Here is a 23,782-nt window from a genome sequence, read left to right as displayed (position 1 = left end):
GTGATGTCTTAGTTATCGTAGAATTCGTCGAACTGTTCTTTGGAGAACTCCACCGCTTCAAAATCGGTCATCAGGTCGTTAATCACCCGGCGGATGCTGATGTAGGACGTGATAGCACCCTGCTCGTCATACAGCGGTTGCACGGTGGTATCCACCACATACAGACCGCCGCCTTTGCCGACGTTCGGGATGATGCCGGTCCAGATGTTGCCCGCTTTGATGGTGTCCCACATGTCTTTATAGGTGGCTTTCGGCACCGACGGGTGGCGCACGATGCTATGCGGCTGGCCCAGCAGCTCTTCGCGGCTGTAGCCGGTCAGCTGGCAGAACAGATCGTTAACGTAGGTGATGGTGCCCTGCAGGTCGGTGGTGGAAATCACCATCACTTTATCAAGGGCGGACAGCAGCTGTTGGGAATTGAGAGTCTGGCTCATAGCACATTTCCTTGTCGTTAGCCTGATGGAGCGATGCATGTCAGGCGAGGTAAGTAAATCGTAATCATGCGAACTATAAGTTGCATTTGAAATGCATCTTATAGGGAATACCCCTACTAAATCAAGTTAAATGATTGTTGCAAAAAGGAAATAAACCGCGGCTAAAAATGTAACATCAGCGGTCCCGGGCATTCCGCGATCGCCACTAACCCCTTCTCAAAGCGGGCCTGAGCCGCCGTCTGGGATCCAGACGAAATCCCGGCCAAAACCTTTTGTAATTTTTTGCAATGGTGAATGAAAATTGTTCTCGTCGAGTTATAGCCTGTGCTATAACTCATAGCATCAGCTAATTGCCCTGCGTGACTTTATTACAGGAGAACATTGATGCCTCGTCTGAACTGGTTTAAAGGATTGTGCTGCGTTGCCCTGCTGGCGGCGCTGCCGCTAACGCCCGCCTCTGCGGCAGAAAAATTCCGGGTGATCACCACCTTTACGGTGATTGCCGATATGGCACAGAACGTGGCGGGAGACGCCGCCGAGGTGGCCTCGATCACCAAGCCCGGCGCGGAGATCCATGAGTATCAACCGACTCCCGGCGACATCAAACGCGCACAGGGGGCACAGCTGATCCTCGCCAACGGCCTGAATCTGGAACGCTGGTTCAGCCGCTTCTATCGCCATCTGAAAGGGGTGCCGGAAGTGGTGGTCTCCGCCGGCGTGGAGCCGATGGGCATCAGCGAAGGGCCTTACAGCGGTAAACCGAACCCGCACGCGTGGATGTCGGCGAAAAACGCGCTGATCTACGTCGATAATATTCGCGATGCGCTGGTGAAATACGACCCGGCCAATGCCGCCACCTACCAGCGCAACGCCGAGCGCTACAAACAGCAGATCAGCGCCACCGTGGCCCCGGCCCAGCAGGCGCTGGCGCAGATCCCGGAAGACAAACGCTGGCTGGTGAGCAGCGAAGGTGCGTTCTCCTATCTGACCCGCGACTACGGCCTGAAGGAGCTGTATCTGTGGCCGATTAACGCCGATCAGCAGGGTACGCCGCAGCAGGTGCGCCGGGTGATTGACCAGGTGAAACAGCATCAGATCCCGGCGGTCTTCAGCGAAAGCACCATTTCCGACAAGGCCGCGCGCCAGGTTGCGCGTGAAACCGGCAGCCACTACGGCGGCGTGCTCTACGTTGACTCACTCAGCCAGCAGGACGGCCCGGTGCCGACCTATCTGGACTTACTGCGGGTGACCAGCGAGACCATCGTGCGCGGTATCCAGCAGGGGTTAGCAAAATGACACTCAGTGCCCTTCAGCAGCCCGGCGGCATCCACGTCAGCGATGTCACCGTGACCTATCGCAACGGCCACACCGCGCTGCGCAACACCACGCTCGATATCCCTACCGCCAGCATCGCCGCGCTGGTGGGGATTAACGGCTCCGGCAAGTCAACGCTGTTTAAGGCGATTATGGGGTTTGTGCCGCTCTCCTCCGGCAGCATCACCCTGCTTGGCCGCCCCGGCAGCCAGGCGCTGAAGCAGAACCTGGTGTCCTACGTGCCGCAGGCGGAAGACGTGGACTGGTCGTTTCCGGTGCTGGTGGAAGATGTGGTGATGATGGGGCGCTACGGCCATATGGGCATGCTGCGCATCGCCCGCCAGCAGGATCGCGATATCGTCGCCGATGCGCTGGCGCGGGTGGGGATGTCCGACTATCGCCGCCGGCAGATCGGTGAGCTTTCCGGCGGCCAGAAGAAGCGGGTGTTCCTGGCCCGCGCCATCGCCCAGCGCGGCCGGGTGATCCTGCTGGATGAGCCGTTTACCGGGGTGGATGTGAATACCGAGCGGCAGATTATCAGCCTGCTGCACGAGCTGCGCGATGAGGGGCGCACCCTGCTGGTGTCGACGCACAATCTGGCGTCGGTCAGCGAGTACTGCGATCACACGGTGATTATTAAGGGTACGGTGCTGGCCTGCGGCACCACCGCCACCACCTTCACCCGCGAGAATCTGGAGAATGCCTTCAGCGGCGCGCTGCGCGATATCGTCTGGGAGAATCCGTAATGGGCTGGCTGGCGGAACCGTTCCACTATGAGTATATGCTCAACGCGATGTGGGTCTCCGCGCTGGTCGGCGGCGTGTGTGCGTTTCTCTCCTGCTATCTGATGCTGAAAGGCTGGTCGCTGATTGGCGATGCGCTTTCCCACTCCATCGTTCCCGGCGTGGCCGGCGCCTATATGCTCGGCCTGCCGTTTGCCCTCGGCGCGTTCTTTTCCGGCGGACTGGCCGCGGCCGGGATGCTGTTTCTTAACCAGCGCACCCGGCTGAAGGAGGACGCGATCATCGGCCTGATCTTCTCCTCATTCTTCGGCCTCGGGCTGTTTATGGTGTCGCTGAATCCCACCTCGGTGAATATTCAGACCATCGTGATGGGCAATATTCTGGCGATTGCGCCCGGTGATATTCTGCAGCTGGCGATCATCGGCCTGACTTCGCTGGCGATCCTGCTGATCAAGTGGAAAGACCTGATGGTGACCTTTTTTGACGAGAACCACGCCCGCTCGATTGGCCTGAACCCTGCCCGGTTGAAGCTGCTGTTCTTCACCCTGCTTTCCGCCTCGACCGTGGCCGCCCTGCAGACCGTCGGCGCGTTTCTGGTGATCTGCCTGGTGGTAACGCCCGGTGCCACCGCCTATCTGCTGACCGACCGCTTCCCACGGCTGCTGATGATTGCGGTGGCGATTGGCAGCATCACCAGCTTTTTCGGGGCCTGGCTTAGCTACTATCTGGACGGCGCAACCGGCGGCATTATTGTGGTTGCCCAGACGGTTATCTTCCTGCTGGCGTTTATCTGGGCCCCTAAACACGGGATGCTGGCGCGCCGCCGCCTGGCCCGACGGACGCAGGAGGCACAGCCATGAACCTGACCGAACTGCTGCTCAGCCCGTTTGAATTTGATTTTATGCAGAACGCGCTGGCAATCTCGCTGCTGGTGGCGATCCCCTGCGCCCTGCTCTCCTGCTTTATGGTGCTGAAAGGCTGGTCGCTGATGGGCGATGCGATGAGCCACGCGGTGTTTCCCGGCGTGGTGCTGGCCTACATCATCGGTATTCCGGTGGCGATCGGCGCGTTCGTCGCCGGGCTGTTCTGCGCGCTGGCCACCGGCTTCGTGGCGGAGAACAGCCGCATCAAGCGCGATACGGTGATGGGGATTATCTTCTCCGGGATGTTTGCCCTCGGGCTGATCCTCTATCTGTCCATTGAGTCGGACGTGCATCTCGACCATATTCTGTTCGGCGATATGCTGGGGATTGGGCTGTCGGATATGCTGCAGACCGGCGGGATTGCCGCGCTGATTGCGCTGATTGTGCTGGTGAAGTGGAAGGATTTACTGCTGCACGCCTTCGATCCGCATCAGGCAAAGGCCTGCGGGATTAACACCTCGCTGCTGCACTACGGCCTGCTGTGCATGATCGCCATGACCATCGTGGCCACGCTGTCGGCGGTGGGGATTATTCTGTCGATTGCGCTGCTGATTGCCCCGGGGGCGATTGCCCTGCTGCTGATGCGCCGCTTCTCGTCGGTGCTGATTTTCGCCGTGCTGCTGTCAATGGCGGTCTGCTTCCTCGGCACCTGGCTGTCGTTCTTCCTCGACAGCGCGCCCGCGCCGACGATCGTGGTGCTGTTCAGTCTGATCTTTATCGTGGCGTTTGTCTGGTCCAGCCTGCGCGCCCGCGCGGTAATGGCCTAGACGAGCCGGGTGGCTGCGCCCGGCGTTGAACGTTCAGACAGGCTGCCCCCTGCGGGGCAGCCATAGTCTTAGCCGAGATCCTGGCCGTTGGTGGCGATGACCTGCTTATACCAGTGGAAGGATTTTTTACGGTAGCGGTCGCCGGTGCCGTTGATGTTGTCATCCAGATCGACGTAGATCATGCCGTAGCGCTTGCTCATCTCCCCGGTGGACATACTCACCAGATCGATACAGCCCCACGGCGTGTAGCCCATCAGATCCACCCCGTCTTCCACCGCTTCCGCCATTGCGCTGATGTGCTGGCGCAGATAGTTAATGCGGTAGTCATCGGCGACGTAGTGATTTTCGTCCGGCTTATCGATTGCGCCCAGGCCGTTTTCAACGATAAACAGCGGCTTTTCGTAGCGGTCATACAGTTCGTTCAGCGCGATGCGCAGGCCGGTTGGGTCGATCTCCCAGCCCCAGTCACTGGCTTCCAGGAACGGGTTGCGCGCGCCGCCCAGCAGGTTGCCGTGCGCCGCTGCGGCTTCCGGATTGGTGGCGTAGATGGTGCGCGACATGTAGTAGCTGAAGCCGATGTAGTCGACGGTGTGCGCTTTCAGCAGGTCCAGATCGCCCGGCTGGATATCCAGCTTGACGCCCAGCGACTGCCACAGACTTTTCGCGTAGTACGGATATTTGCCGCCCACCTGCACGTCGGCGCAGTAGAAGTCGGACGACTGACGCTCTTTCAGCGCCGCCAGCTGGTTCACCGGGTTACAGTCGAAGCCGTAGCTGGTGGCATAGAGGATCATGCAGCCAATTTTGATTTCCGGGTTGGTTTCATGGGCAATTTTCACCGCCAGGCTGCTGGCAACGAACTGGTTATGCAGCGCCTGGAATTTGGCCTGCGGCTCCAGCGCGCCGGTTTTCACCGTCAGGCCCTGGCTCATGATCGGGAAGTGGAAGGCACTGTTGATCTCGTTAAAGGTCATCCAGTATTTCACCTGCTGGCCAAAGCGCTCCAGCACCATGCGGGCAAAGCGCTCGAAGTGGCCGATCACTTCGCGCCCCTGCCAGCCGCCGAAGGTTTTCGCCAGGTGCAGCGGCATTTCATAGTGGGAGATGGTGATCACCGGCTCGATGCCGTGGGCGATACAGGTGTCGATCACCTGCTGATAGTGGTTCAGGCCTGCCTCATTCGGCTGCTGCTCTACGCCGTTCGGGTAGATGCGCGTCCAGGCGATGGAGAAGCGATAGCATTTGAAGCCCATCTCCGCGAAAAGCGCGATATCCTCACGGAAGCGATGATAGTGATCGATGCCTTTATGGTTCGGGTAGGTATAGCGCCCGGTGTCCAGCGTGAAATCAAACTCCGGCGAGGAAACGATACTCAGACGCGCCTTGCCGCCGGGAATGGCATCGACAATCGACAGACCTTTGCCGTCCTTATCGTATGCGCCTTCCACCTGATTGGCAGCGGTTGCGCCACCCCACATAAAGCCCTGCGGAAATTTTTCTTTCATTGCCGTAATCCTTTAAACATTCGCAAATTTTGCGGCTCCGCCTCAGGATGGATCGATTCAGCGCAGCCCGAAAGAAGATAATACAAGAGCAGTAAGCAAAGCGTAAGCCGCCGCCCGCCGGGAAGGCGCAAATGGCGTAAAAATGAGGAGGATGCTGAGATAAATGCCGACGAAATCAGCATTTTGCTGCAAACATCAGCAGTTAGCTGATTTTATTGATTTTCCACGTTGACACACCCGGTCGCGATGATTAATATGCGCCTCGTTCACACGATTCCTCTGTAGTTCAGTCGGTAGAACGGCGGACTGTTAATCCGTATGTCACTGGTTCGAGTCCAGTCAGAGGAGCCATATTTAGAGAAGCCCGCTTAAGGAAACTTAAGCGGGCTTTTGCATTGAGGCTCAGCTCCCACGATAAGTAGAATAACCATACTGGCTCAGCAGCAGCGGAACGTGATAGGTGGTGGCCGTATTGCTGATGTGGAATTCCACCGGGATTTCCGGGAAGAAGCTTTCCTGTTTGCGGTCCGCGAAGTATTTGCCGGTTTTAAAGATCACGCGATAGTCGCCCGCCTCAAACGGTTTCTCCGGCCACAGCGCCGCCACGCGACCATCTTCGTCGGTGCTGGCGGTATTCAGCACGGTCCAGCTTTCACCCTGTTTTTTCTCCAGCGTTACCGCTACATGCGGGGCGGGCATCCCCGTTTGCTGGTTCAGGATATGCACACTGATCGGGTTTTTACCGGCGGCAAGGGCTATACCTGGCGCGGCCAGCAGCATAGAGAGGGACAACGCGGCAACGGACTTTTTCATGTTTTATTCTCCTGTGTTAGTGACCGTGCTGTTATACCTGCGCAGCGGGCGCGGTTGCCTGTCAGAAAGATGACCATATTGTCATCTGGCGCTGAAACACTGGGGCGACCCCGTCTTTCATGGCACACTGCGCTCATGAAACTGTTACTGATTGAAGATAACCAGAAGGCCAGCGCCTGGGTGCGCAAAGGGCTTGAGGAAGCGGGCTATATTGTGGATCACGCCGCGGACGGGCGGGACGGTCTGCATCTGGCGCTGGCGCACCCGTACAGCCTGGTGATACTGGATATTATGCTGCCGGGCATGGATGGCTGGCAGGTACTGAAAACCCTGCGCACCGCCAGCAGCACGCCGGTGATTTGCCTCACGGCCAGGGATTCGGTGGACGATCGCGTTAAAGGGCTGGAGCTGGGCGCGAACGATTACCTGGTTAAACCCTTCTCGTTTGCTGAACTGCTGGCGCGGGTAAGAAATCAGCTTCGCCAGCATCAGCCGCACAGCACCACGCTGCGCGTGGCGGATCTGGTGATGGACTCGGCGCGCTTTCAGGTGACGCGTGACGGTATTCCGCTGGCGCTGACCCGCAAAGAGTTCATGCTGCTGTGGCTGCTGGCCAGCCGTCACGGCGAGATCCTGCCCCGCACGCTGCTCGCCAGTGAAATCTGGGGGGTGAATTTCGACAGCGAAACCAACATCGTGGATGTCGCCATTCGCCGCCTGCGCCGTAAAGTTGACGATCCTTTTCCGCAAAAGCTGATTACCACGGTCAGGGGCATGGGCTACTGCCTGTCTGAACAGGAGGTCGGCGGTGTATAGCCCTTCCCTCACCCTGCGGCTGACGGCGATCTTCACGCTGATCGTCGCGCTGGCCTGCGGCGGTATCAGCGTGATCCTGTATAACGCGTTACGCAGCGAGCTGGTGTGGCGCGACGATCGGACGCTGATCAACCGTGCCGCACAGCTGCGGCAGCTGCTGGAAGACGGCGCGCATCCTAATTCTCTGCCGCTCTATTTCAATCGTATGGTTGATATCCGCCAGGATATTCTCAGTATCCGTTCGCAGCATCAGCAAAACGTCAGCATTAACCATACCGGCGTGGCGCTGCCGGAGATGTCCCCCACGCCGGTCGGCACCCCGCCCGACGAGCAGCAGCTCCACCGCTGGATCGGTGCGGATAATACGGAAGCCTCGGCGCTGAGCCTGCAGGCCCGTTCTCAGGAAGGGCCGATCGTCATTACTCTGGCGCGGGTGGCGCGTGAGCGGGCGGTAATGCTGGAGCGCTATCGCCAGCAAAGTATCCTGGTGTCGCTGGCGGCGATTTTGCTGTGCGCCGCGCTCAGCCCGCTGCTCATCCGGCGCGGGCTGCGGGCGATTGGCCGGTTAAGTCAGATCGTGGCGGAAACCGGCAGCGACCGGTTAACCCACACCGTGCCGCTGCAGGCGATCCCTCAGGAGCTGCTGCCGCTGGGCGAGGCGCTGAATGTCATGCGCCAGCGCCTGTCGACGGACTTTATCCGGCTGACGCAGTTTGCAGACGACCTGGCCCATGAAATCCGTACGCCCATCAACGTGTTATTAGGCCAGAATCAGGTGGCGCTGGGCCATACGCGCTCCACGGAAGAATATCAGGCGCTGCTGGAAGGGAACATTGAAGAGCTGGAAGCCCTGTCGCGGTTGACGGAAAATATTCTCTTTCTGGCCCGCGCCACGCACCACAATATTCGGCTCAATACAGAAACCTTCCTACTGCATGACGCACTGGAACCCCTTATCGATTTTCTGGAGCCGCTGGCCGAAGAGAGGGAAATAGTCATTGAACTCCACGCCGACGGTCACCTCACTGCCGATAAAATGCTGTTCCAGCGGGCGATAACCAACCTGCTGGTCAACGCCATTCGCTATGCGCCAGGCAGCGGCACGATAGCGGTCACCGCCGTTCATCGCGGCGATGTCACCGAAATAGAGGTGGCAAACGCCGGTGATGCGCTGGCGGAACCGGAGAAAGTATTCGAGCGTTTCTGGCGCGGCGATAACGTTCGCCACACCGCCGGCAGCGGCCTGGGGCTGTCGCTGGTCAGCGCCATCGCCGCATTACACGGCGGCAGCGCGTATTACCGGCATGAGGACGGGAAGAACATTTTTGGGGTGAGGCTGGGGGAGTAAAGGGGAGTAAGGTTCCCTTCTGGCGAAGGGAATGTGGACTGGGGAAAAACCATTAGGTATGAATCAAGAGCGGAGAAACCATCAAGTAAAACCCTCCCTTTATTTTCTTATTTTTCTTATTTTTCTTTGTATTTCATCTTCTATAATTATAATCCTGGCAATAGTCATAAAGTAAATAACGAGTAATATAACAAAGACCAGTGATGATACGGACGTAATCGCAACCTCAGAGACAAGGGTAGTGCCAAACATTTTATTCCTAACTGATATATAACTTGCTAACATATTTACACTTAGAGATAAAACAACAATATCTGGGAGTATTTCAATCAACCTTAGTATCAGTCCCTTTTTTTCTATATTTTTTGTTTTTAGGTTTAACAAATCTGAGGAGGATTTCATGAGATTATACGATCGATAAATCAAGGGAATGATTACTGAAAAATACGAAGCTAAAAGATATCCTATATCCTCGTATGCAATTTGAACCAGAAATGAAAGAAACAGAAAAACAACAATAAACGAGATAATTTTTAAAGTGTGTGTTGTTCTAAAATTAAAACCGAAAAAATTTGTATAATTTCCTTTAAAATAATTCTTCGTCCTTAAAAAAGCCACTCCATTAATAATTATGAATATTATAGAAAAAACAAAACCCAGAAAAATAGAGATAAATAAAAGCATAAATTTCCTTTTTAAAGTGTATTGTCAAAAAATGATTCCTTATAACTGATCTACCCTAGCATTTAGAGTAAACCATGTCACTGGCATACTTCCTAATAATTAACACAGCAAGTTTTAGTAATCTCCTATCCGGTTAAAGGACTGCTGTGGCAGTTCTGACAGACTAAAATATCATTCCATTCAGAGATATCCAGCGCTTGATAGACTTTGATCAAAAACACACCATATTATCAGATTGAGATATGTTCATAAGACCCGACTCCAAACTGGAATAAGTCATCTTTCCTTTGCAACTGAATACGAGTGCCCGCCACACTGTAGACATACTATCGCCCCCGACAGAAACCGGCCTGCTGTGAAAATGAAAACGCTGCCCGGCGGTTTTCACGCGGGGCAGCGTTGGATCGGTCAGGCATCAACCTCTTACAAACTGCGCTAAGCTCAGCCCTGCGCCAGTCGCGGCCCTGCCTGGGCAATACGCACACCGGCCTCGTTGCCGCTGTACTGTTTGAAGTTACTGATAAACAGCTGCGCCAGCTTCTCTGCGGCTTCCTGCCACTGCGCCGGGGATGCCCAGGCGTTACGCGGATCGAGGGTGGCCACATCCACACCGGCAATCTCCTGCGGAATGGCGAGGCCAAAGATCGGCAGCGCTTCCTCGCGCAGTGCGCCCGTTTCGCCTTCCAGGATGGCGTTGACGATCTGGCGCGTATCTTTCAGCGACAGGCGCTGACCCGCGCCGTTCCAGCCGGTATTCACCAGCCAGACTTCCGCACCGCTCTGCGCGACCTTCTCCTGCAGCACATCGGCATACTGCGTTGGGTGCAGCAGCAGGAAAGCCGCGCCGTAGCAGGCCGAGAAGGTCGGCGTTGGGGCGGTAATCCCGCGCTCGGTGCCGGCAAGCTTGGAGGTGAAACCGGACAGGAAGTGGTACTGCATCTGCTCCGGCGTCAGGCGGGAAACCGGCGGCAGCACGCCAAACCCATCCGCCGCCAGGAAGATAATGCGTGAAGGATGACCGGCGCGGGAAACCGGCAGCACGATATTCTCGATATGCGACAGCGGATAGGAGACGCGCGTGTTCTCGGTTTTGCTGCCGTCGGCATAATCCACGCTGCCATCGTCCCTGACCACCACGTTTTCCAGCAGTGCGTTACGGCGGATGGCGCCATAAATTTCCGGTTCGGACTCCGCCTTCAGATTGATGGTCTTGGCATAGCAGCCGCCCTCAAAGTTGAATACGCCGTCTGCATCCCAGCCGTGCTCATCATCGCCAATCAGCTGGCGGCGCGGATCGGTCGAGAGCGTGGTTTTCCCGGTGCCGGAAAGGCCAAAGAACAGCGCCACATCGCCCTTTTCACCCCGGTTTGCCGAGCAGTGCATGGACGCGATCCCCTTCAGCGGCAGCAGGTAGTTCATCACGGAGAACATCCCTTTTTTCATCTCGCCGCCGTACCAGGTACCGCCAATCAGCTGGATATTTTCCGTCAGGTTGAAGGCAACGAAGTTCTCGGAGTTAAGCCCTTGCTCCTGCCATTGCGGATTCACACATCCCGCGCCGTTAATCACCGTGAAGTCCGGGGTAAAGTCTGCCAGCTCCTCGTCGGTGGGGGCGATAAACATGTTTTTGACAAAGTGCGCCTGCCACGCCACTTCCGTCACAAAGCGTACCGCCAGGCGGGTATCCGCGCTGGCACCGCACCAGGCATCAACGATGTACAGCGCTTTCTGCGACAGGTAGTCGGCAACCCGCGTTTTCAGGTGCGCCCACACGTCAGCGGACATCGGTTTGTTATCGTTACGGCCCGTACCGGCATCAGACCACCACAGGGTATGACGGGTCACGTCGTCGCGGACGATGTACTTGTCGCGTGGGGAACGGCCGGTGAACTCGCCGGTATCCACCGTCACTGCGCCAGACGTCGTCATCGTACCGCGAGCTGGCCCCTCAAGGTTGGCGGCGGTTTCATGTTCGAAGAGCAGTTCATAATCCGGGTTATAGACCACCTCGCTAACATCTTTGATGCCAAGGCTTGCGAGATGTTGCATGACAGATTGAATGGCGCTCATAAAATACCTGACTCATTGGATGAATGGCGAGGTGGCAGCAGCCGACCTCATGATGGAGCGGATAGTAACACCGGCTTTGTGATGCAGAAATTGCATTTAAATCATCCGTCATGTAAAAATTGCATAGCGATTAGGGCTGAAATCGGAGCAGAGAAGTGCTAAGTAATCTCGAGGTAAAGTGGCTTTATGATGTGATTGCGCTGGAAGAGTGCCGCAGCTTTACCCTTGCGGCAGAGAAACGAAATATTTCGCAATCCTCCTTCAGCAGAAGAATTCAGTCACTGGAGTCCAACCTGGGTTTCAGCGTCTTCAACCGCAATGTGAATCCCCCCCAGTTAACGCCGCAGGGCAGAATATTCGTCGGCTATGCCAGGAATATGCTCGACGATATGGACTTCCAGATTAGCCGCATCAAGGGCGAAGATAAGCTGAAGCAGAGCATCCGCATTGATGCCGCCCCGTCGCTTTCCGTTCTGCTGCTGCCCGATCTGTTAGCAGAATACCGCGACAGCCCGGATAAGGTGTTCTTCGTTGAATCGATTAACGTCAACGATGCGGTGTTTAATCTGAAGGAGGGGAAAAGTGATTTTATCCTCTCGTTTTATAACGAAGAGCTGATGAATTACCCGTTTATCAATCATAAAATCTTCGATTCGTCTCTGCACCTGGTATCCCCCTGCGCCCCTGACGGCACACCGTTATTCTCGATGAACGGTGACCCGCTGCCGCTGGTCAAATATGCCAATGACAGCTACATGGGGCGTCAGGTTAATCAGGTGATCGATCGCATACCAAACACCACCTTTCTTCTGACTTTTGTTTCCTCGATGAGTGAGCTGCTGAAAAGAATGATCCTGAAGGGCGACGCCGTTGGCTGGCTGCCTGATTACTCGATTCAGCGCGAGCTGGAAGAGAAGAGACTCGCGATTATGGACCCTGGCCTTACTCTGAAGATTTCGGCGTATGTTTATCGCTCCGGCGCGCGTTTGAATCTGACGGCAGAGCGCTTCTGGCGCTACATGAAGGAACGCAATTCGGAGGGGTGATGGAAAGATTTGCCTGCGATGTGGCTTATTTCAATGTTGGACGATCCAGAGAAGTCAGACCGACACTTAATCGATCAAAATTCTACCTTTCGGTTTAGCGTTACGCAGCTCCCGTTGCTTACGCGGAATACGCTAAATTCAAGATGCAATACAGGCATCAGCAACTTGCCGGAGCAACTCTTTTACCCCATAGTTTCTGCTCATATCTGCCAGGAGGCCCAAATGCTAAAAGTGATCGCTGAAGACTTTATTAAACCTGAACATATCGAAACCGTGCTGCCGCTGTACCGCGAGCTGGTTGCCGCCACGAAACAAGAACCGCTGTGTATTGCTTACGATCTGTTTATCGATGAGAAAGATCCGGGGCACTTTATCTTTATCGAAGAGTGGCCGGACCGCGCGGCGCTGGATGTACACTGTGCCACGGAGCATTTTCAGCGGCTGGTCCCCGCTATCAATCAGTATCAGCGGCAGGACGGGCGGATTGTTTTGATGGATACCGTGGTGAGCCCGGCGACAAAATAATAGCCCTCTTCACAGGTGACATTTCCCATCCCGAGATGTCACCTTCTTTAATTTTGTGACCAGCCTCACAAACCACTCCACCCGCAACGATATAACAATCCCTTCTACAATCAACACACTAACAAATCCTGCCCGCCGCAATAAATATGATAAAAGTCACAAAATAACAATCAGTCCACTTTTTTAGAGTAAAGGTGACTTTTTTGCTATGTCATCGTCTGGGTTAACAGGGAAAGATAGCAAACCTGTTCTACAAATTTTGGTTTGCACACACGCTCAGGAGTCGGGATGGCGGTTTCAATCACCTGGTTATGCGAGCTTAATGAAGGGATCCATGCCCGGCCCGCAGGCTATATCGCCCGGCTGTGCAATCTGTTTCAGGCCGCTATCGACTGGGAAAACACCCGCACGGGGCTGCGGGCGAATGCGAAAAGCGCCCTCTCGCTGATTGCCAGCGACACGCTGCTCAACGATGAATGCCGCATTACCCTGAGCGGAAAGGATGAACAGCAGGCGGCGGCCCGGCTGCGCGCGCTGCTGGCCGATCTCCCTACCTTCAGCCTGCACACCGAACCGGTTGTCAGCCAGGGTTACCTGCCCCGCTGCCTGCGGGAGCTGAACCCGCAGGTCATTCAGGGAACCCGCCTGCATCAGGGTGTCGCCAAGGCCCGGCCGCAGGTGATGCAAAGCCTGACCTTCGCCGACCTTATTGACCGCACTCCCGGGCAGGCCGACGGTATCGGGAACGAAACGGCCCGTTTCCTTGCCGGGCTGGCCTCACTGCGCGGGGAGAAACAGCGCGCCCTCCGTCAAACCCGGGGGATTGAGCACGACCTGATTGCGGCGCACCTCACACTGATTGACGACGGTGAGTTTCAGGAGGCAACGATCGGTTATCTTAACGGCGGGATGAACGCCTGGTCGGCCATCGTCCGGGTGTCGCTGGACGTTTGCGAGCAGCTTGAGAAATCGTCCAGTCACTACCTGCAGGAACGCACGCTCGATCTGCTCGATATCGCCACGCAGCTGATCGGTGCGGCCTATGGTGAACGGGCGCTGGGCCATCGCCCGCTGCTGCTCACCGAACCGGCGATTGTCTTCGCCAGCCATCTGACCCCCAGCCTTTTGCTGGCGCTGGACAGAAGCCGGCTGGTGGGTCTGGTGCTGTCATCCACCGGCAAAACCTCCCACACGGCGATACTGGCCCGCTGGCTGGGTATACCCACCCTGGCCGATGTCGATTTCACCGAACTGACGCTGGATGCAGAACGGCCAGTCGTCATCGACGCCGGATCCGGCATTCTGATCGTCCACCCGGATGAGAACGTGCTGCGCTACTACCGCCAGGAAATTGCCGTTCAGGAGGAGATGCAGCGGCTGCGGGTCAACACCGCGCTGGGGAAAGACAGCGCCAGGGTGGGGGAAACCCCCCTGCTGACCGCGGAGATGATCTTATGGCGGATGGACGCCCGCGATAAAAACGAGGCGATTAAGATGATGGTGGATAACCTGTGGCTGCAGCGGCGCACCGACGCGCGGGATAAGCTCTGCGATGATATCTGGGCGCGGGAAGTGCCGTTTCCCACCGTGGTCGGCTCGGGTTTTGCCATCCCCCACGCGCGGACCGACGCTATCCACGACTCCACCCTCAGCGTGGCGACGCTGCGGCAGCCGATTGCCTGGGGCGGCGTGATGGTGGACACCCTGTTTATGCTGACAATCAGTCAAACCGCGCAGGATAACGCGCATATGAAACATTTCTCCACCCTGGCGCGCATGCTTATGAACGATGAATTTGTCAGCCGGATTAAACAGGCGAACGGCCCGGAAGCGCTTTACACGTTGATATCCCAAACTCTGGCCTGCTGAGCACCCACGTTACGAGGCTGACATGATAAAAATATTAAAAAATACCAAACGGCATTTTATGACCGGCGTGTCGTATATGGTGCCTTTCGTGGTGGCCGGGGGGGTTTTACTGGCGCTGGCGGTGATGTTCAACGAAAAAGCCGCCGTGCCCGACCACGGCTTTCTCAAGGCGATGTCGCAAATCGGCCTCGCCGGTCTGACCCTGTTTATTCCGATGCTGTCGGGGTTTATTGCCTGGTCGATGGTGGATAAGCCGGGGCTGGCTCCCGGGGCGATTGGCGGACTGATGGCCTGGCAGATGGGGGCCGGATTCCTGGGCGGCATGTTCTCCGGGATCATCGCCGGAATGGTGGTCTGGCTGCTGCTCAGTCTGATTGCCCGGCTGCGGATCCCCAGCTTTCTGCGCATGGTGCTGCCTATCTTCATTATCCCGCTGCTCGGTACGTTTATTACCGGTATGGCGGTTTATTACATTATTGGCGATCCGATCGCCGGGCTGATGAAGTGGCTGAGCGCCTGGCTGGGCAATATGCAGGGCACGTCGTTTATTATTCTCGGCACCGTTCTGGGCTGCATGATCGCCGTCGATATGGGCGGCCCGATGAACAAAACCGCGTTTTTCTTCGCCGTGGCCCTGATCTCCACCAATCCGCAGCTGATGGCCGCCGTTGCCGCCGCCGATTGCACGCCGCCGCTGGGGCTGGCGCTGGCGACCTTTCTGTTTAAAGACATCTTTAATGATGTGGAGCGCGAGGCCGGGAAGCCCGCGGTGATTATGGGCTTTATGGGCATTACCGAAGGGGCGATCCCCTTTGCGGCGGCCGATCCGGTCAGGGTGATCCCGGCCATTATGTTCGGCAGCGCGGTGGCGGCGGTCCTCTCACTGTGGTTTGGTGCCACCAATGCCGCCCCCTGGGGCGGGCTTATCGTCTTACCGGTGGTGGGTAATCATTTTGGCTATATCGTTTCGGTGATCGCCGGGACCGTTGCCACCGCCGTGGCGGTGAAGGTTCTGAAAACCGTTATTAAACCGCGGGCATAATATGGGCACGTTTATTCAGTCTATTCTCAGTGAATTCAGCGGCCAGGGCGCGATAAACGACAGCGTGCTGGTGGCCAACGGCAACGCGAATCCGCCGGCGATGGCCTACTATCTGCACGTACCGCGCATCGAGCTGACGGTGAAGGGCGCGCTCAGCATGCTGCTGCCCAAGGGGGCGGACCGCATCGTGAAATATGAACGCCCGGTCGGCACCATTACCTACATTCCCGCCAACAGCTGGAACTCGCCGCAGTGGGAAAGCCCGGTGATCTGCATGTCGATCGTCTTCTGGAAGCAGGATGTGGGCTTCAGCATCAGCAACTGGGACGGCACGCAGTTTAAAGAAGTGGAGAAGTACAACCTGCAAAACTCCAGCAGCACGGTCCGCGACCGGCTGCTCGATCTCGCCGAGTCACTGGCGTGGTCGCAGGATACCACCGGCGAAACGTTTGCCCACGTGGTCTACGCGCTGATTAACGATCTGCTGTATCAAATTACCGATGGCCTGGTTAACCAGCGGCCATACTCACTGCTGGATGACATCAAGAGCCATATCGACAGCCACTACCATACGGACATTAGCCGGGAAAGCGTCGCCGAGACGTTTAATATTTCCCCCGGCTATCTGTCGCGTCTGTTTTCCAGGGAGTCAGACGTGAAGTTTAATGAATATCTCAAGCTGGCCCGCATTACGCGATCCAAAGCGCTGCTGATCGGTACCAATCTCAAAATCAACGAGCTTTCGGAGCAGTGCGGTTTCACCGATACCAACTATTTCTGCAAGGTATTTCGCGATATCAACGACTGTACGCCGCTGGAATACCGGCGCAAAAATAAGGGAGCAGGCTTATGACCATCCGGACAGGAAGAGAGGAGATCCAGCCGTTCTCCAGCGAACGTAATCTGCACGTTGTGGCGGTCACCGCCTGCGCCACCGGCGTGGCGCACACCTATATGGCGGCGGAGCAGCTGGAGAAACTGGCCAGGCAGTATCGTTTTGCGATAAAAATCGAGACTCAGGGCGTGCTGGGGCTGAAGAATAAAATTACCAGCGAGGATATATTCGCAGCGGAACTGACCATTATCGCCTCCGATATCACCATCGATAATCCCCTGCGCTTTGACGGCTGCCGCATTCTGAACGTCTGCATTAACTCGCTGCTGCTCAAGCCAGGCGAGGTGATCGGTGCCATGCGCAAGTCGCTGAATCTGCCGCGAGGCAACGTGATCGACCTGTAGCAGGCGGGCAGATCGATCTGAAGTCAGTTGCAGATCAAGGCTCGCGGAAGCACGGCCATCCCAGCGGCGCACCCGGGTGGCCGTCGTTCACCCGCTGCGCGGCGTCAACGCTCTGCCGGGGATAGCATTCCCCAGGGGGGTTTGCGATGCCCGTTAACGCTCCCCCTGAATAGTCAGGAAAAACTCCCCCTCCCCCTTCTGCGTCACGTTCAGTCCCCCATAGCGATTGAGGGTTTGCCAGGTGTCGATGTCGTGAACAACCGACTGGCGGGTGAGGACTTCAACCACCACGCACCCGGCCCCGGCGGCCGAAAGCAGACCGGCGGTGGAGTCTTCAAAAGCGATGCAGCGGGCGGGAGAAACGGCAAGCCGGGCGGCGCCGATCAGGAACGGTTCCGGGTGGGGCTTGCCGTGTTGAATATCTTCGCTGGTCACCAGCACTGGCGGCTCCGGAAAGCCAACCTGTCGGATGCGCGCCGAGGCCACTTTCAGCGAGCCGGAGGTGACGATGGCCCAGGGCACCCGGTTCCGCTCCAGCCGGTGGAGAAAATCCACCGCGCCGTCAACGGCGGTGATGCCGTCGGTGTGGCTGGCCTCCCAGGCTTCCAGCGCGAGAAATTCGTCGATTAGCGTTTGTTCGCTGGCCCCGGGCATAAAGTGGCGCAGCGTGCTCATCGCCGGCTTACCGTGCAGATAATGGCAGACCGCTCGCGGCTCCAGCCCCTTTTCATTGGCCCACACGCTCCAGGATGCCTCAACAAAATCCAGCGAGTTCACCAATGTGCCGTCTAAATCCAGTAATACCCCACGAAAATGCATCGTTGTTACCACGTAATAATAAAAGAGTGTGATTATTCTGTACGCCATTCCCCCTGCTATTAAATAGTAAGAAAGTCACCTTATTAGAAAATATGTTATCGCGATCGGGATATCAATAAAAACGTGATGATTATCACAGGCGACTCCGCACAACTTAATTTCATGATTGCGATCACAAAATAATTAACCTGCTTTTTTATTCGAGCAAAGGTCACTTTTTTTCTATTCAAAGACGGCCATCAAAGGTGAAGGATATAAAACATGAAGCGCAGACTTTTACCTGCCAGGAAATTTAATCAGAATTTGCCAAAGTATTATCGGGAGCGATGATGTCAGAAATAATAGCGTACCAGTGTGAACTGAATGAAGGCATTCACGCCCGGCCTGCAGGGCATATCGAACGACTGTGTAATACTTTCCTGTCTGAAGTATGCTGGAGGAATATTCGCAGCGGTATTCAGGGCAATGCAAAAAGCGCCCTCTCGGTGGTCGCCACCGATACCTTATTCAACGACGCCTGTGAAATATCGCTCAGCGGGGAAGATGCGGCGGCGGCGGCGAAGCAGCTGCGGGCGCTGCTGAAAAAGCTGCCTACTTTTGAGGTCGCCCAGAAGGATGAAGCCCCGTCACCCGCGGGTTATCTGCCGCGCTCCCTGCGGGAAACCCGGCTCGATTTTATTCAGGGCTCACGCATCAGCGGCGGCGTAGCGATTGCCAGGCCGGTGCGGATCCAAAGCCTGTCCTTAAGCGAAATGCTGGCGTTCAACCCGGGTGGAGAATATAGCGCCGAACAGCAAAAGCGGTTATTCCTGGCGGGGTTAGCCACGCTAAAAGACGAAAAGCTCACCGCACTGGAAATTAAACACGGCGTTGAGCATGATATTCTGCAGGCCCACCTGTCGATTGTGACCGATGCCACCTTCCAGAGCCAGATCGCTAACGCGATTGCCGCTGGAGAAAATAGCTGGAATGCGGTTATTCAGTCGGCAATGGAATTGTGTGAAATCCTTAACCGTTCATCGAGTAAATATATAAAAGAAAGGACCCTTGACGTTCTGGATATTACCGGGCAGCTGCTCACCGCCATTTATGGCGCGGGCGCACTGCCGAAAAACAGTCTGGAATTAACGCAGCCGTCGATTATTCTGGCCAACAGCCTGACCCCGAGCCAGTTCCTCAGCATCAATAAACAGTATCTCAGCGGCATGGTCTTATCCGCCACCGGTAAAACGTCGCACACCGCTATCCTCGCGCGTTCGCTCGGCATCCCGACCCTGACGGATATTGATTTCTCCGCTCTGCCGCTGAATGCGGAAAATGACATCATCATCGACGGCAATCCGGGCATTCTGATTACCGCGCCGGATGAGCAGGTCCTGCGCTACTACCGCAATGAAATTGTCGTGCAGCAGACTATGCAGCAGCAGATGCTGGCTGGCGTCCACAAGCCGGCGAAAACCCACGATAATCACAGCGTGGAAATCGCCGCCAATATTGCCAGCCTGGCGGAAGCCGAAGCGGCATTCAGCAACGGCGCGGAAGGCATCGGCCTGTTTCGTACCGAAATGTCGTTTATGGACCGCGAAACACCACCGGACTATCACGAGCTGGCAGAACTGTACGGCCAGGTGATGCAGCGGGCAGAAGGCAGGCCGGTTATCTTCCGCACCTTCGATATCGGCGGCGATAAGCCGGTGGACTACCTCAACACCGGCGAAGAGGAAAACCCGTTTCTCGGCTTCCGTGCGGTACGGACCTACCCGCGCTATCGCGATCTGTTCGCCATGCAGCTGAGGGCGATCCTCAGCGCCTCGGCGCTGGGCGATGCCCGAATCATGATCCCGATGATTGCCAGCGTCGATGAGGTTATCTGGTGCCGCGAAGTGCTCGACGAGGTGAAAAGCACGATGCGGGAGGAAAACCTGCCCTTTAACGATGAAATCGCACTCGGCGTGATGCTGGAGATCCCCTCCGTGATCTTCGCCATTGGCGACATCGCCGAACACGCGGATTTCTTCAGCGTCGGCAGCAACGACCTGACGCAGTACTTTTTTGCCGCCGACCGCGGCAATTCGCAGGTAGAAGCGGTTTACGACCATTACGCCCCGGCGTTCCTGCGCGCCCTGAAGTTTGCCGTGGATGAGGTGCATCGCGCGGGCAAGTGGATCGGCCTCTGCGGAGAACTGGGTGCCAGCGGTGATTATCTGCCGCTGCTGGTCGGGATGGGCTTTGACGAACTGAGCATGAGCGGCACCGCGATCCCGGGCGTTAAGCACGCGCTGCGCGCGCTGGATTTCACCAAATGCCAGCGGCTGGTTGAGGAGATCGTCCCCCTCAAGCACTCCGCCGGGGTAAAAAGTGCCCTGCGTTCGCCGGAGGTCAAGGCGCTGAGCAACATGCCGATCCTCGCCCCGGAATTTATTCTCTGCGGGCTGGAGGCCAGCGATAAGAACGAGGCGATCAAAATGATGGCCGACAATCTCTGGCTGCATCACCGTACCGATAATCGCGATCGGTTAACCGACGATATCTGGGCGCGCGAAGACGCCTTTTCTACCGCCGTGGGCTATGGCTTCGCCATTCCGCACACCAAATCGGACCATATTCAGCACTCCACCATCAGCATGGCCACCCTTGCGGCACCGATTATGTGGGGCGATCAGCGGGTTGAAACCATATTTATGCTGACGGTCAGTAAATCCGCCGACCCTAACGAGCATATGAAATATTTCTCAACGCTTGCCAGAAAACTGATGAAAGAGGAATTCCGCAATGAAATAAAACAGGCCGAAAACGTCAGCGTACTCTACACCCTGATGGCCAGCACCCTGGCACTATAAAAACAGAATAACCACAAGCCCTATTTTAAAAATCAGCCAAATAACAATCAGGAGTTTTTTATGAAAATTGTCGGCGTTGCAGCATGTATTACCGGCGTTGCCCACACCTATATGGCACAGGAAGCGATTGAGCAGGAGTGTAAGAAAAGGGGTTATGACGTCAAAGTTGAAACCCAGGGCGGCATGGGCATTGAAAATGAATTAAGTGACGATGAAATTGCCGAAGCCGACGTGGTAATTCTGGCGATTGCTATCGGCATTGAAGGCGTGGAGCGATTCGAAGAAAAAGAAGATGAGGGCCGGGTTATATCGCTCAATCCGGCCGAGGTGGTGCGCGATCCGGCGGCCATTATTGATAAAGCCGTAAAACTGGTGAGCTGATCAACACGCCCGGTGCGTTTTATTTCGACGGCCGTCACCGGATATTAAACTCGTTAATTAAATTTCTGCGAGCCCTGCATTTTTCATTTAGCGCACAGGCGCCGGGGGATCGCTGCGTTTAAATATCGCGGCAGCCCAATAAAAAATAGCAGGTTCGGGAGGATAAAAATGTCGGAAAATATCAAAGTCATTAAGGACGATTTAGTCAAAGCGTTCAGCACCGGCGTGTCATACATGATGCCGGTGGTGGTGGTCGGTGGTATCTGCCTGGCGCTGTCGCTGGTGGGCGGCGAGCCGGTCGTGGGCAAAGGGATGGTGGTCACCAACCCGTTCCTACTCAATCTTGGCGCTATCGGCAGCGCCGGTCTGGGGATGATGATCCCGGTGCTGGCGGCGTATATCTCCTACTCTATCGCCGGTAAGCCGGGCCTGACGCCGGGCTTTATCACCGGCTTTATGGCCAGCACGCCGCTGGGCGCGGACCACGTGGTGACCGGGTTTCTCGGGGCGATGCTGCTCGGTATTCTCAGCGGCTACGTCGCCAAATGGATCAAAACCTGGAAAGTCGGCAAGGCGTTAATGCCGGTGATGCCGATCATGATTATTCCCATCGTCTCCACCTGTATTGTCGGCATGCTCTATCTCTACGTGCTGATTGGCCCAATCGGCTTTGCCATGAAATGGCTGGTTTCCATGCTGTCGAATATGCAGGGAAGCAGCGGCGTTATTCTCGGCCTGATTCTGGGCGCAATGGCCGCCTTTGATATGGGCGGGCCGGTGAATAAAACCGCCACCGCATTTACCCTCGCATTAATGGCCGAAGGTATTTATGGCCCGAACGGGGCGTATCGTATTGCCTGCGCCATTCCCCCGCTGGGTATTGCGCTCTCGACCTTTATTTCCCAGCGTAAATGGGCGGAAGACGAAAGAAGAATGGGCACCTCTGCCGCCTTTATGGGCTTAATTGGAATTACCGAAGGCGCCATTCCGTTTGCGGTTAAAAATCTCAAAACCGTGCTGCCGTCAATTATTATCGGCAGCGCCGTCGGAGCCGGTCTGGCGATGATTCACGGCGTGGAGTCAATGGTTCCCCACGGCGGATTAATTGCCATTGCCGGCGTGAATAAAGCCCCGATGTGGTACGTCATTGATATGGCTATCGGCGTGATTGTCACCGCCATCTGCCTGCATATTCTGCGACCCAATATTACCGAGCCGGTAAAGAAAGCATCGGCTAAAAAACCCATCACTTCTGATATGAATAAAGTCTGAGGAGTTATTATGAAAAACACAATGAAACAGTACGTCGATTATATCGTTAACGGTGGAAAATCCACGATGCTGGGTATAGGCCCGATGTCTCCGGCTTTAATTCAGGCCTGTTTTGAACTGGGTAAGGAAAAAGATCTGCCGCTGATGTTTATTGCCAGCCGTAACCAGGTGGATGCCGATGAATTCGGCGCCGGTTACGTCAATAACTGGGATCAGTTCCGCTTCGCTGCCGACCTGAAAGCCATGGCGGAGAAAGTCGGCTTCGACGGCGATTACTTCCTCTGCCGCGACCACGGCGGTCCGTGGCAGCGTGATAAAGAGCGCAAAGACCATATCCCCGAAGACGAAGCGATGAAGCTGGCCCGCCGCTCGTATCAGATTGATATGGATGCCGGTTTCGACCTGCTGCATATCGACCCGACCAAAGACCCTTACGTCGTGGGTAAAGCGATTGATATCGAACTGGTTCTGAGCCGTACCGTTGAGCTGATCCGCTTCTGCGAAGATTACCGCAAGGCCAACAGCCTGAAAGAGTTCTTCTATGAAGTCGGCACCGAAGAAACCAACGGCGGCCTGACCGACGTCAGCGCCTACGAAGAGTTTATTATCGAGCTGAACAAGCGCCTGGCGGCCGAATCGCTGCCGCAGCCGCTGTTTATCGTCGGTCAGACCGGCACCCTGACCCGCCTGACCAAGAACGTCGGTCATTTCAACGATAAACAGTCCGCTGAACTGTCCGCCATCAGCACCCGCCACGGCGTGGGTCTGAAAGAGCACAACGGCGACTACCTGCCGGATGAGATCCTGCTTAAGCATCCGGGCCTGGGGATCACCGCGATGAACGTGGCCCCGGCTTACGGCACCATTGAAACCCGCGCCTATCTGAAGCTGGCGCAGGTGGAAAAGGATCTGGCGGCGAAAGGCTTTATCAGGACCGCGTCCGATCTAAAAACCGTGCTGACCCGCGAGTGCGTGCTGAGCCACAAGTGGGAAAAGTGGATGACCGATGAGCACAAAAACAAGTCCGAGGAGCAAATCTTCAGCGAGCCGGAACTGCTGAAAGAGATCCTTGAACTCAGCGGCCACTACAACTACGAAAAACCGGCCGTAGTGAAAGAGATGAAGGCGATGTTTGCCAATCTGAAATCGTTTGGCGTGGAGCCTGAGCGTTACGTGGTCAATAAAATCAAGGATATGATCCAGAACGAAGCCGAGTGCTTCAACATGCCAGGCCTGACCACCCGCGTTGCGCAGGCTAACTGATCGCCCTTCCCGCTCCGCCACAGGGAGCGGCCTCGTGCTGCTTCCTGTGGTTTTCAACCCTCTTTAAAC

21 protein-coding genes and 1 tRNA gene are annotated in these 23,782 nt (G+C 56.1%); 17 read left to right on the top strand and 5 right to left on the bottom strand.

Translation table 11 applies throughout. The features are described 5' to 3' along the window. Positions 1-8: 8 nt before the first annotated feature. On the bottom strand, positions 9-434 hold the full coding sequence (locus tag PGH32_RS04805) for a PAS domain-containing protein (protein ID WP_314425424.1): 426 nt from the start codon (positions 432-434) through the stop codon (positions 9-11). 384 nt (positions 435-818) lie between these two features. On the opposite strand from PGH32_RS04805, the gene PGH32_RS04800 reads away from it, so the two are divergent. From PGH32_RS04800 to PGH32_RS04785, 4 genes are read left to right on the top strand one after another with little or no spacing between them, the layout of a single operon-like run. Further along, positions 819-1,730, top strand: a complete 912-nt coding sequence (locus PGH32_RS04800) for a metal ABC transporter substrate-binding protein (RefSeq protein ID WP_314425427.1) — start codon at positions 819-821, stop codon at positions 1,728-1,730. Next, positions 1,727-2,494, top strand: coding sequence for a manganese/iron ABC transporter ATP-binding protein (locus tag PGH32_RS04795; protein ID WP_337893329.1), 768 nt, complete (start codon positions 1,727-1,729; stop codon positions 2,492-2,494). The genes PGH32_RS04800 and PGH32_RS04795 overlap by 4 nt, the downstream gene beginning before the upstream one ends. Further along, a complete protein-coding gene (sitC, locus tag PGH32_RS04790) occupies positions 2,494-3,351 on the top strand; it encodes an iron/manganese ABC transporter permease subunit SitC (protein WP_337893328.1) in 858 nt (285 codons plus the stop codon). Before PGH32_RS04795 ends, sitC begins: the two co-directional genes overlap by 1 nt. Beyond that, a complete protein-coding gene (locus tag PGH32_RS04785; RefSeq protein ID WP_105592685.1) occupies positions 3,348-4,181 on the top strand; it encodes a metal ABC transporter permease in 834 nt (277 codons plus the stop codon). Before sitC ends, PGH32_RS04785 begins: the two co-directional genes overlap by 4 nt. Before the next feature lie 68 nt (positions 4,182-4,249). Here the strand turns inward: PGH32_RS04785 and PGH32_RS04780 are convergent, their stop codons facing one another. After that, positions 4,250-5,686, bottom strand: coding sequence for a glycoside hydrolase family 1 protein (locus PGH32_RS04780; RefSeq protein WP_337893327.1), 1,437 nt, complete (start codon positions 5,684-5,686; stop codon positions 4,250-4,252). A gap of 275 nt (positions 5,687-5,961) precedes the next feature. Here PGH32_RS04780 and PGH32_RS04775 point away from each other — a divergent pair. Further along, positions 5,962-6,037: transfer RNA gene (locus PGH32_RS04775), tRNA-Asn, on the top strand. Between the two features lie 51 nt (positions 6,038-6,088). Here PGH32_RS04775 and uraH read toward each other — a convergent pair. After that, positions 6,089-6,499 carry a hydroxyisourate hydrolase gene (gene uraH / locus PGH32_RS04770; protein ID WP_314425451.1) on the bottom strand — a complete coding sequence of 137 codons (411 nt, stop codon included), beginning with the start codon at positions 6,497-6,499 and terminating at the stop codon, positions 6,089-6,091. 135 nt (positions 6,500-6,634) lie between these two features. Between uraH and hprR the strand changes: the two genes are divergently transcribed. Both hprR and PGH32_RS04760 read left to right on the top strand, forming a co-directional pair. Continuing rightward, positions 6,635-7,315: a response regulator transcription factor HprR gene (hprR, locus tag PGH32_RS04765; protein WP_337893326.1), complete on the top strand. Its 681-nt coding sequence runs from the start codon at positions 6,635-6,637 to the stop codon at positions 7,313-7,315. Continuing rightward, positions 7,308-8,663, top strand: a complete 1,356-nt coding sequence (locus tag PGH32_RS04760) for a heavy metal sensor histidine kinase (RefSeq protein WP_337893325.1) — start codon at positions 7,308-7,310, stop codon at positions 8,661-8,663. Before hprR ends, PGH32_RS04760 begins: the two co-directional genes overlap by 8 nt. 1,125 nt (positions 8,664-9,788) lie before the next feature. On the opposite strand, the gene pckA is transcribed toward PGH32_RS04760, so the two are convergent. Then, the gene (gene pckA, locus PGH32_RS04755; protein ID WP_443112735.1) at positions 9,789-11,417 is read right to left on the bottom strand and encodes a phosphoenolpyruvate carboxykinase (ATP); all 1,629 of its coding nucleotides are present in this window, start codon (positions 11,415-11,417) and stop codon (positions 9,789-9,791) included. Between the two features lie 155 nt (positions 11,418-11,572). Here pckA and PGH32_RS04750 point away from each other — a divergent pair, with 155 nt between their 5' ends. The 6 genes from PGH32_RS04750 (at position 11,573) to PGH32_RS04725 (ending at position 17,138) form a co-directional block, all read left to right on the top strand. Beyond that, positions 11,573-12,463 carry a LysR substrate-binding domain-containing protein gene (locus PGH32_RS04750; protein WP_337893323.1) on the top strand — a complete coding sequence of 297 codons (891 nt, stop codon included), beginning with the start codon at positions 11,573-11,575 and terminating at the stop codon, positions 12,461-12,463. A 222-nt stretch (positions 12,464-12,685) separates the two neighbouring features. After that, entirely contained in the window at positions 12,686-12,988 is a 303-nt protein-coding gene (locus PGH32_RS04745; RefSeq protein WP_337893322.1) for a putative quinol monooxygenase, read from the top strand. Positions 12,989-13,276: 288 nt separating this feature from the next. Next, complete coding sequence (locus PGH32_RS04740; RefSeq protein WP_337893321.1) at positions 13,277-14,857, top strand: PTS sugar transporter subunit IIA; 1,581 nt, start codon at positions 13,277-13,279, stop codon at positions 14,855-14,857. Positions 14,858-14,879: 22 nt separating this feature from the next. Further along, positions 14,880-15,899 (top strand): PTS fructose transporter subunit IIC, encoded by a 1,020-nt coding sequence (locus PGH32_RS04735; RefSeq protein ID WP_314425473.1) that lies wholly within the window; start codon positions 14,880-14,882, stop codon positions 15,897-15,899. Position 15,900: 1 nt separating this feature from the next. Continuing rightward, entirely contained in the window at positions 15,901-16,752 is an 852-nt protein-coding gene (locus PGH32_RS04730) for a helix-turn-helix transcriptional regulator (protein WP_314425476.1), read from the top strand. Continuing rightward, a complete protein-coding gene (locus PGH32_RS04725; protein ID WP_314425478.1) occupies positions 16,749-17,138 on the top strand; it encodes a PTS fructose transporter subunit IIB in 390 nt (129 codons plus the stop codon). Before PGH32_RS04730 ends, PGH32_RS04725 begins: the two co-directional genes overlap by 4 nt. A gap of 153 nt (positions 17,139-17,291) precedes the next feature. Here PGH32_RS04725 and PGH32_RS04720 read toward each other — a convergent pair whose 3' ends face one another. Beyond that, positions 17,292-17,957: an HAD-IA family hydrolase gene (locus PGH32_RS04720; protein WP_314425481.1), complete on the bottom strand. Its 666-nt coding sequence runs from the start codon at positions 17,955-17,957 to the stop codon at positions 17,292-17,294. A gap of 329 nt (positions 17,958-18,286) precedes the next feature. On the opposite strand from PGH32_RS04720, the gene ptsP reads away from it, so the two are divergent. The 4 genes from ptsP to PGH32_RS04700 all read left to right on the top strand — a co-directional run bounded on the left by ptsP (position 18,287) and on the right by PGH32_RS04700 (position 23,713). Continuing rightward, positions 18,287-20,797: a phosphoenolpyruvate--protein phosphotransferase gene (ptsP, locus tag PGH32_RS04715; RefSeq protein ID WP_337893320.1), complete on the top strand. Its 2,511-nt coding sequence runs from the start codon at positions 18,287-18,289 to the stop codon at positions 20,795-20,797. A gap of 60 nt (positions 20,798-20,857) precedes the next feature. After that, complete coding sequence (locus tag PGH32_RS04710; RefSeq protein ID WP_314425485.1) at positions 20,858-21,178, top strand: PTS fructose transporter subunit IIB; 321 nt, start codon at positions 20,858-20,860, stop codon at positions 21,176-21,178. 168 nt (positions 21,179-21,346) lie between these two features. After that, positions 21,347-22,450: a PTS fructose transporter subunit IIC gene (locus PGH32_RS04705; RefSeq protein WP_314425488.1), complete on the top strand. Its 1,104-nt coding sequence runs from the start codon at positions 21,347-21,349 to the stop codon at positions 22,448-22,450. A gap of 9 nt (positions 22,451-22,459) precedes the next feature. Continuing rightward, positions 22,460-23,713, top strand: a complete 1,254-nt coding sequence (locus PGH32_RS04700) for a class II D-tagatose-bisphosphate aldolase non-catalytic subunit (protein ID WP_314425490.1) — start codon at positions 22,460-22,462, stop codon at positions 23,711-23,713. Positions 23,714-23,782: the final 69 nt, after the last annotated feature.

Origin of the sequence: Erwinia sp. SLM-02 (assembly GCF_037450285.1) — a bacterium.
Lineage (GTDB): Bacteria > Pseudomonadota > Gammaproteobacteria > Enterobacterales > Enterobacteriaceae > Erwinia.
This window is presented reverse-complemented; position numbering and strand designations above follow the sequence as displayed.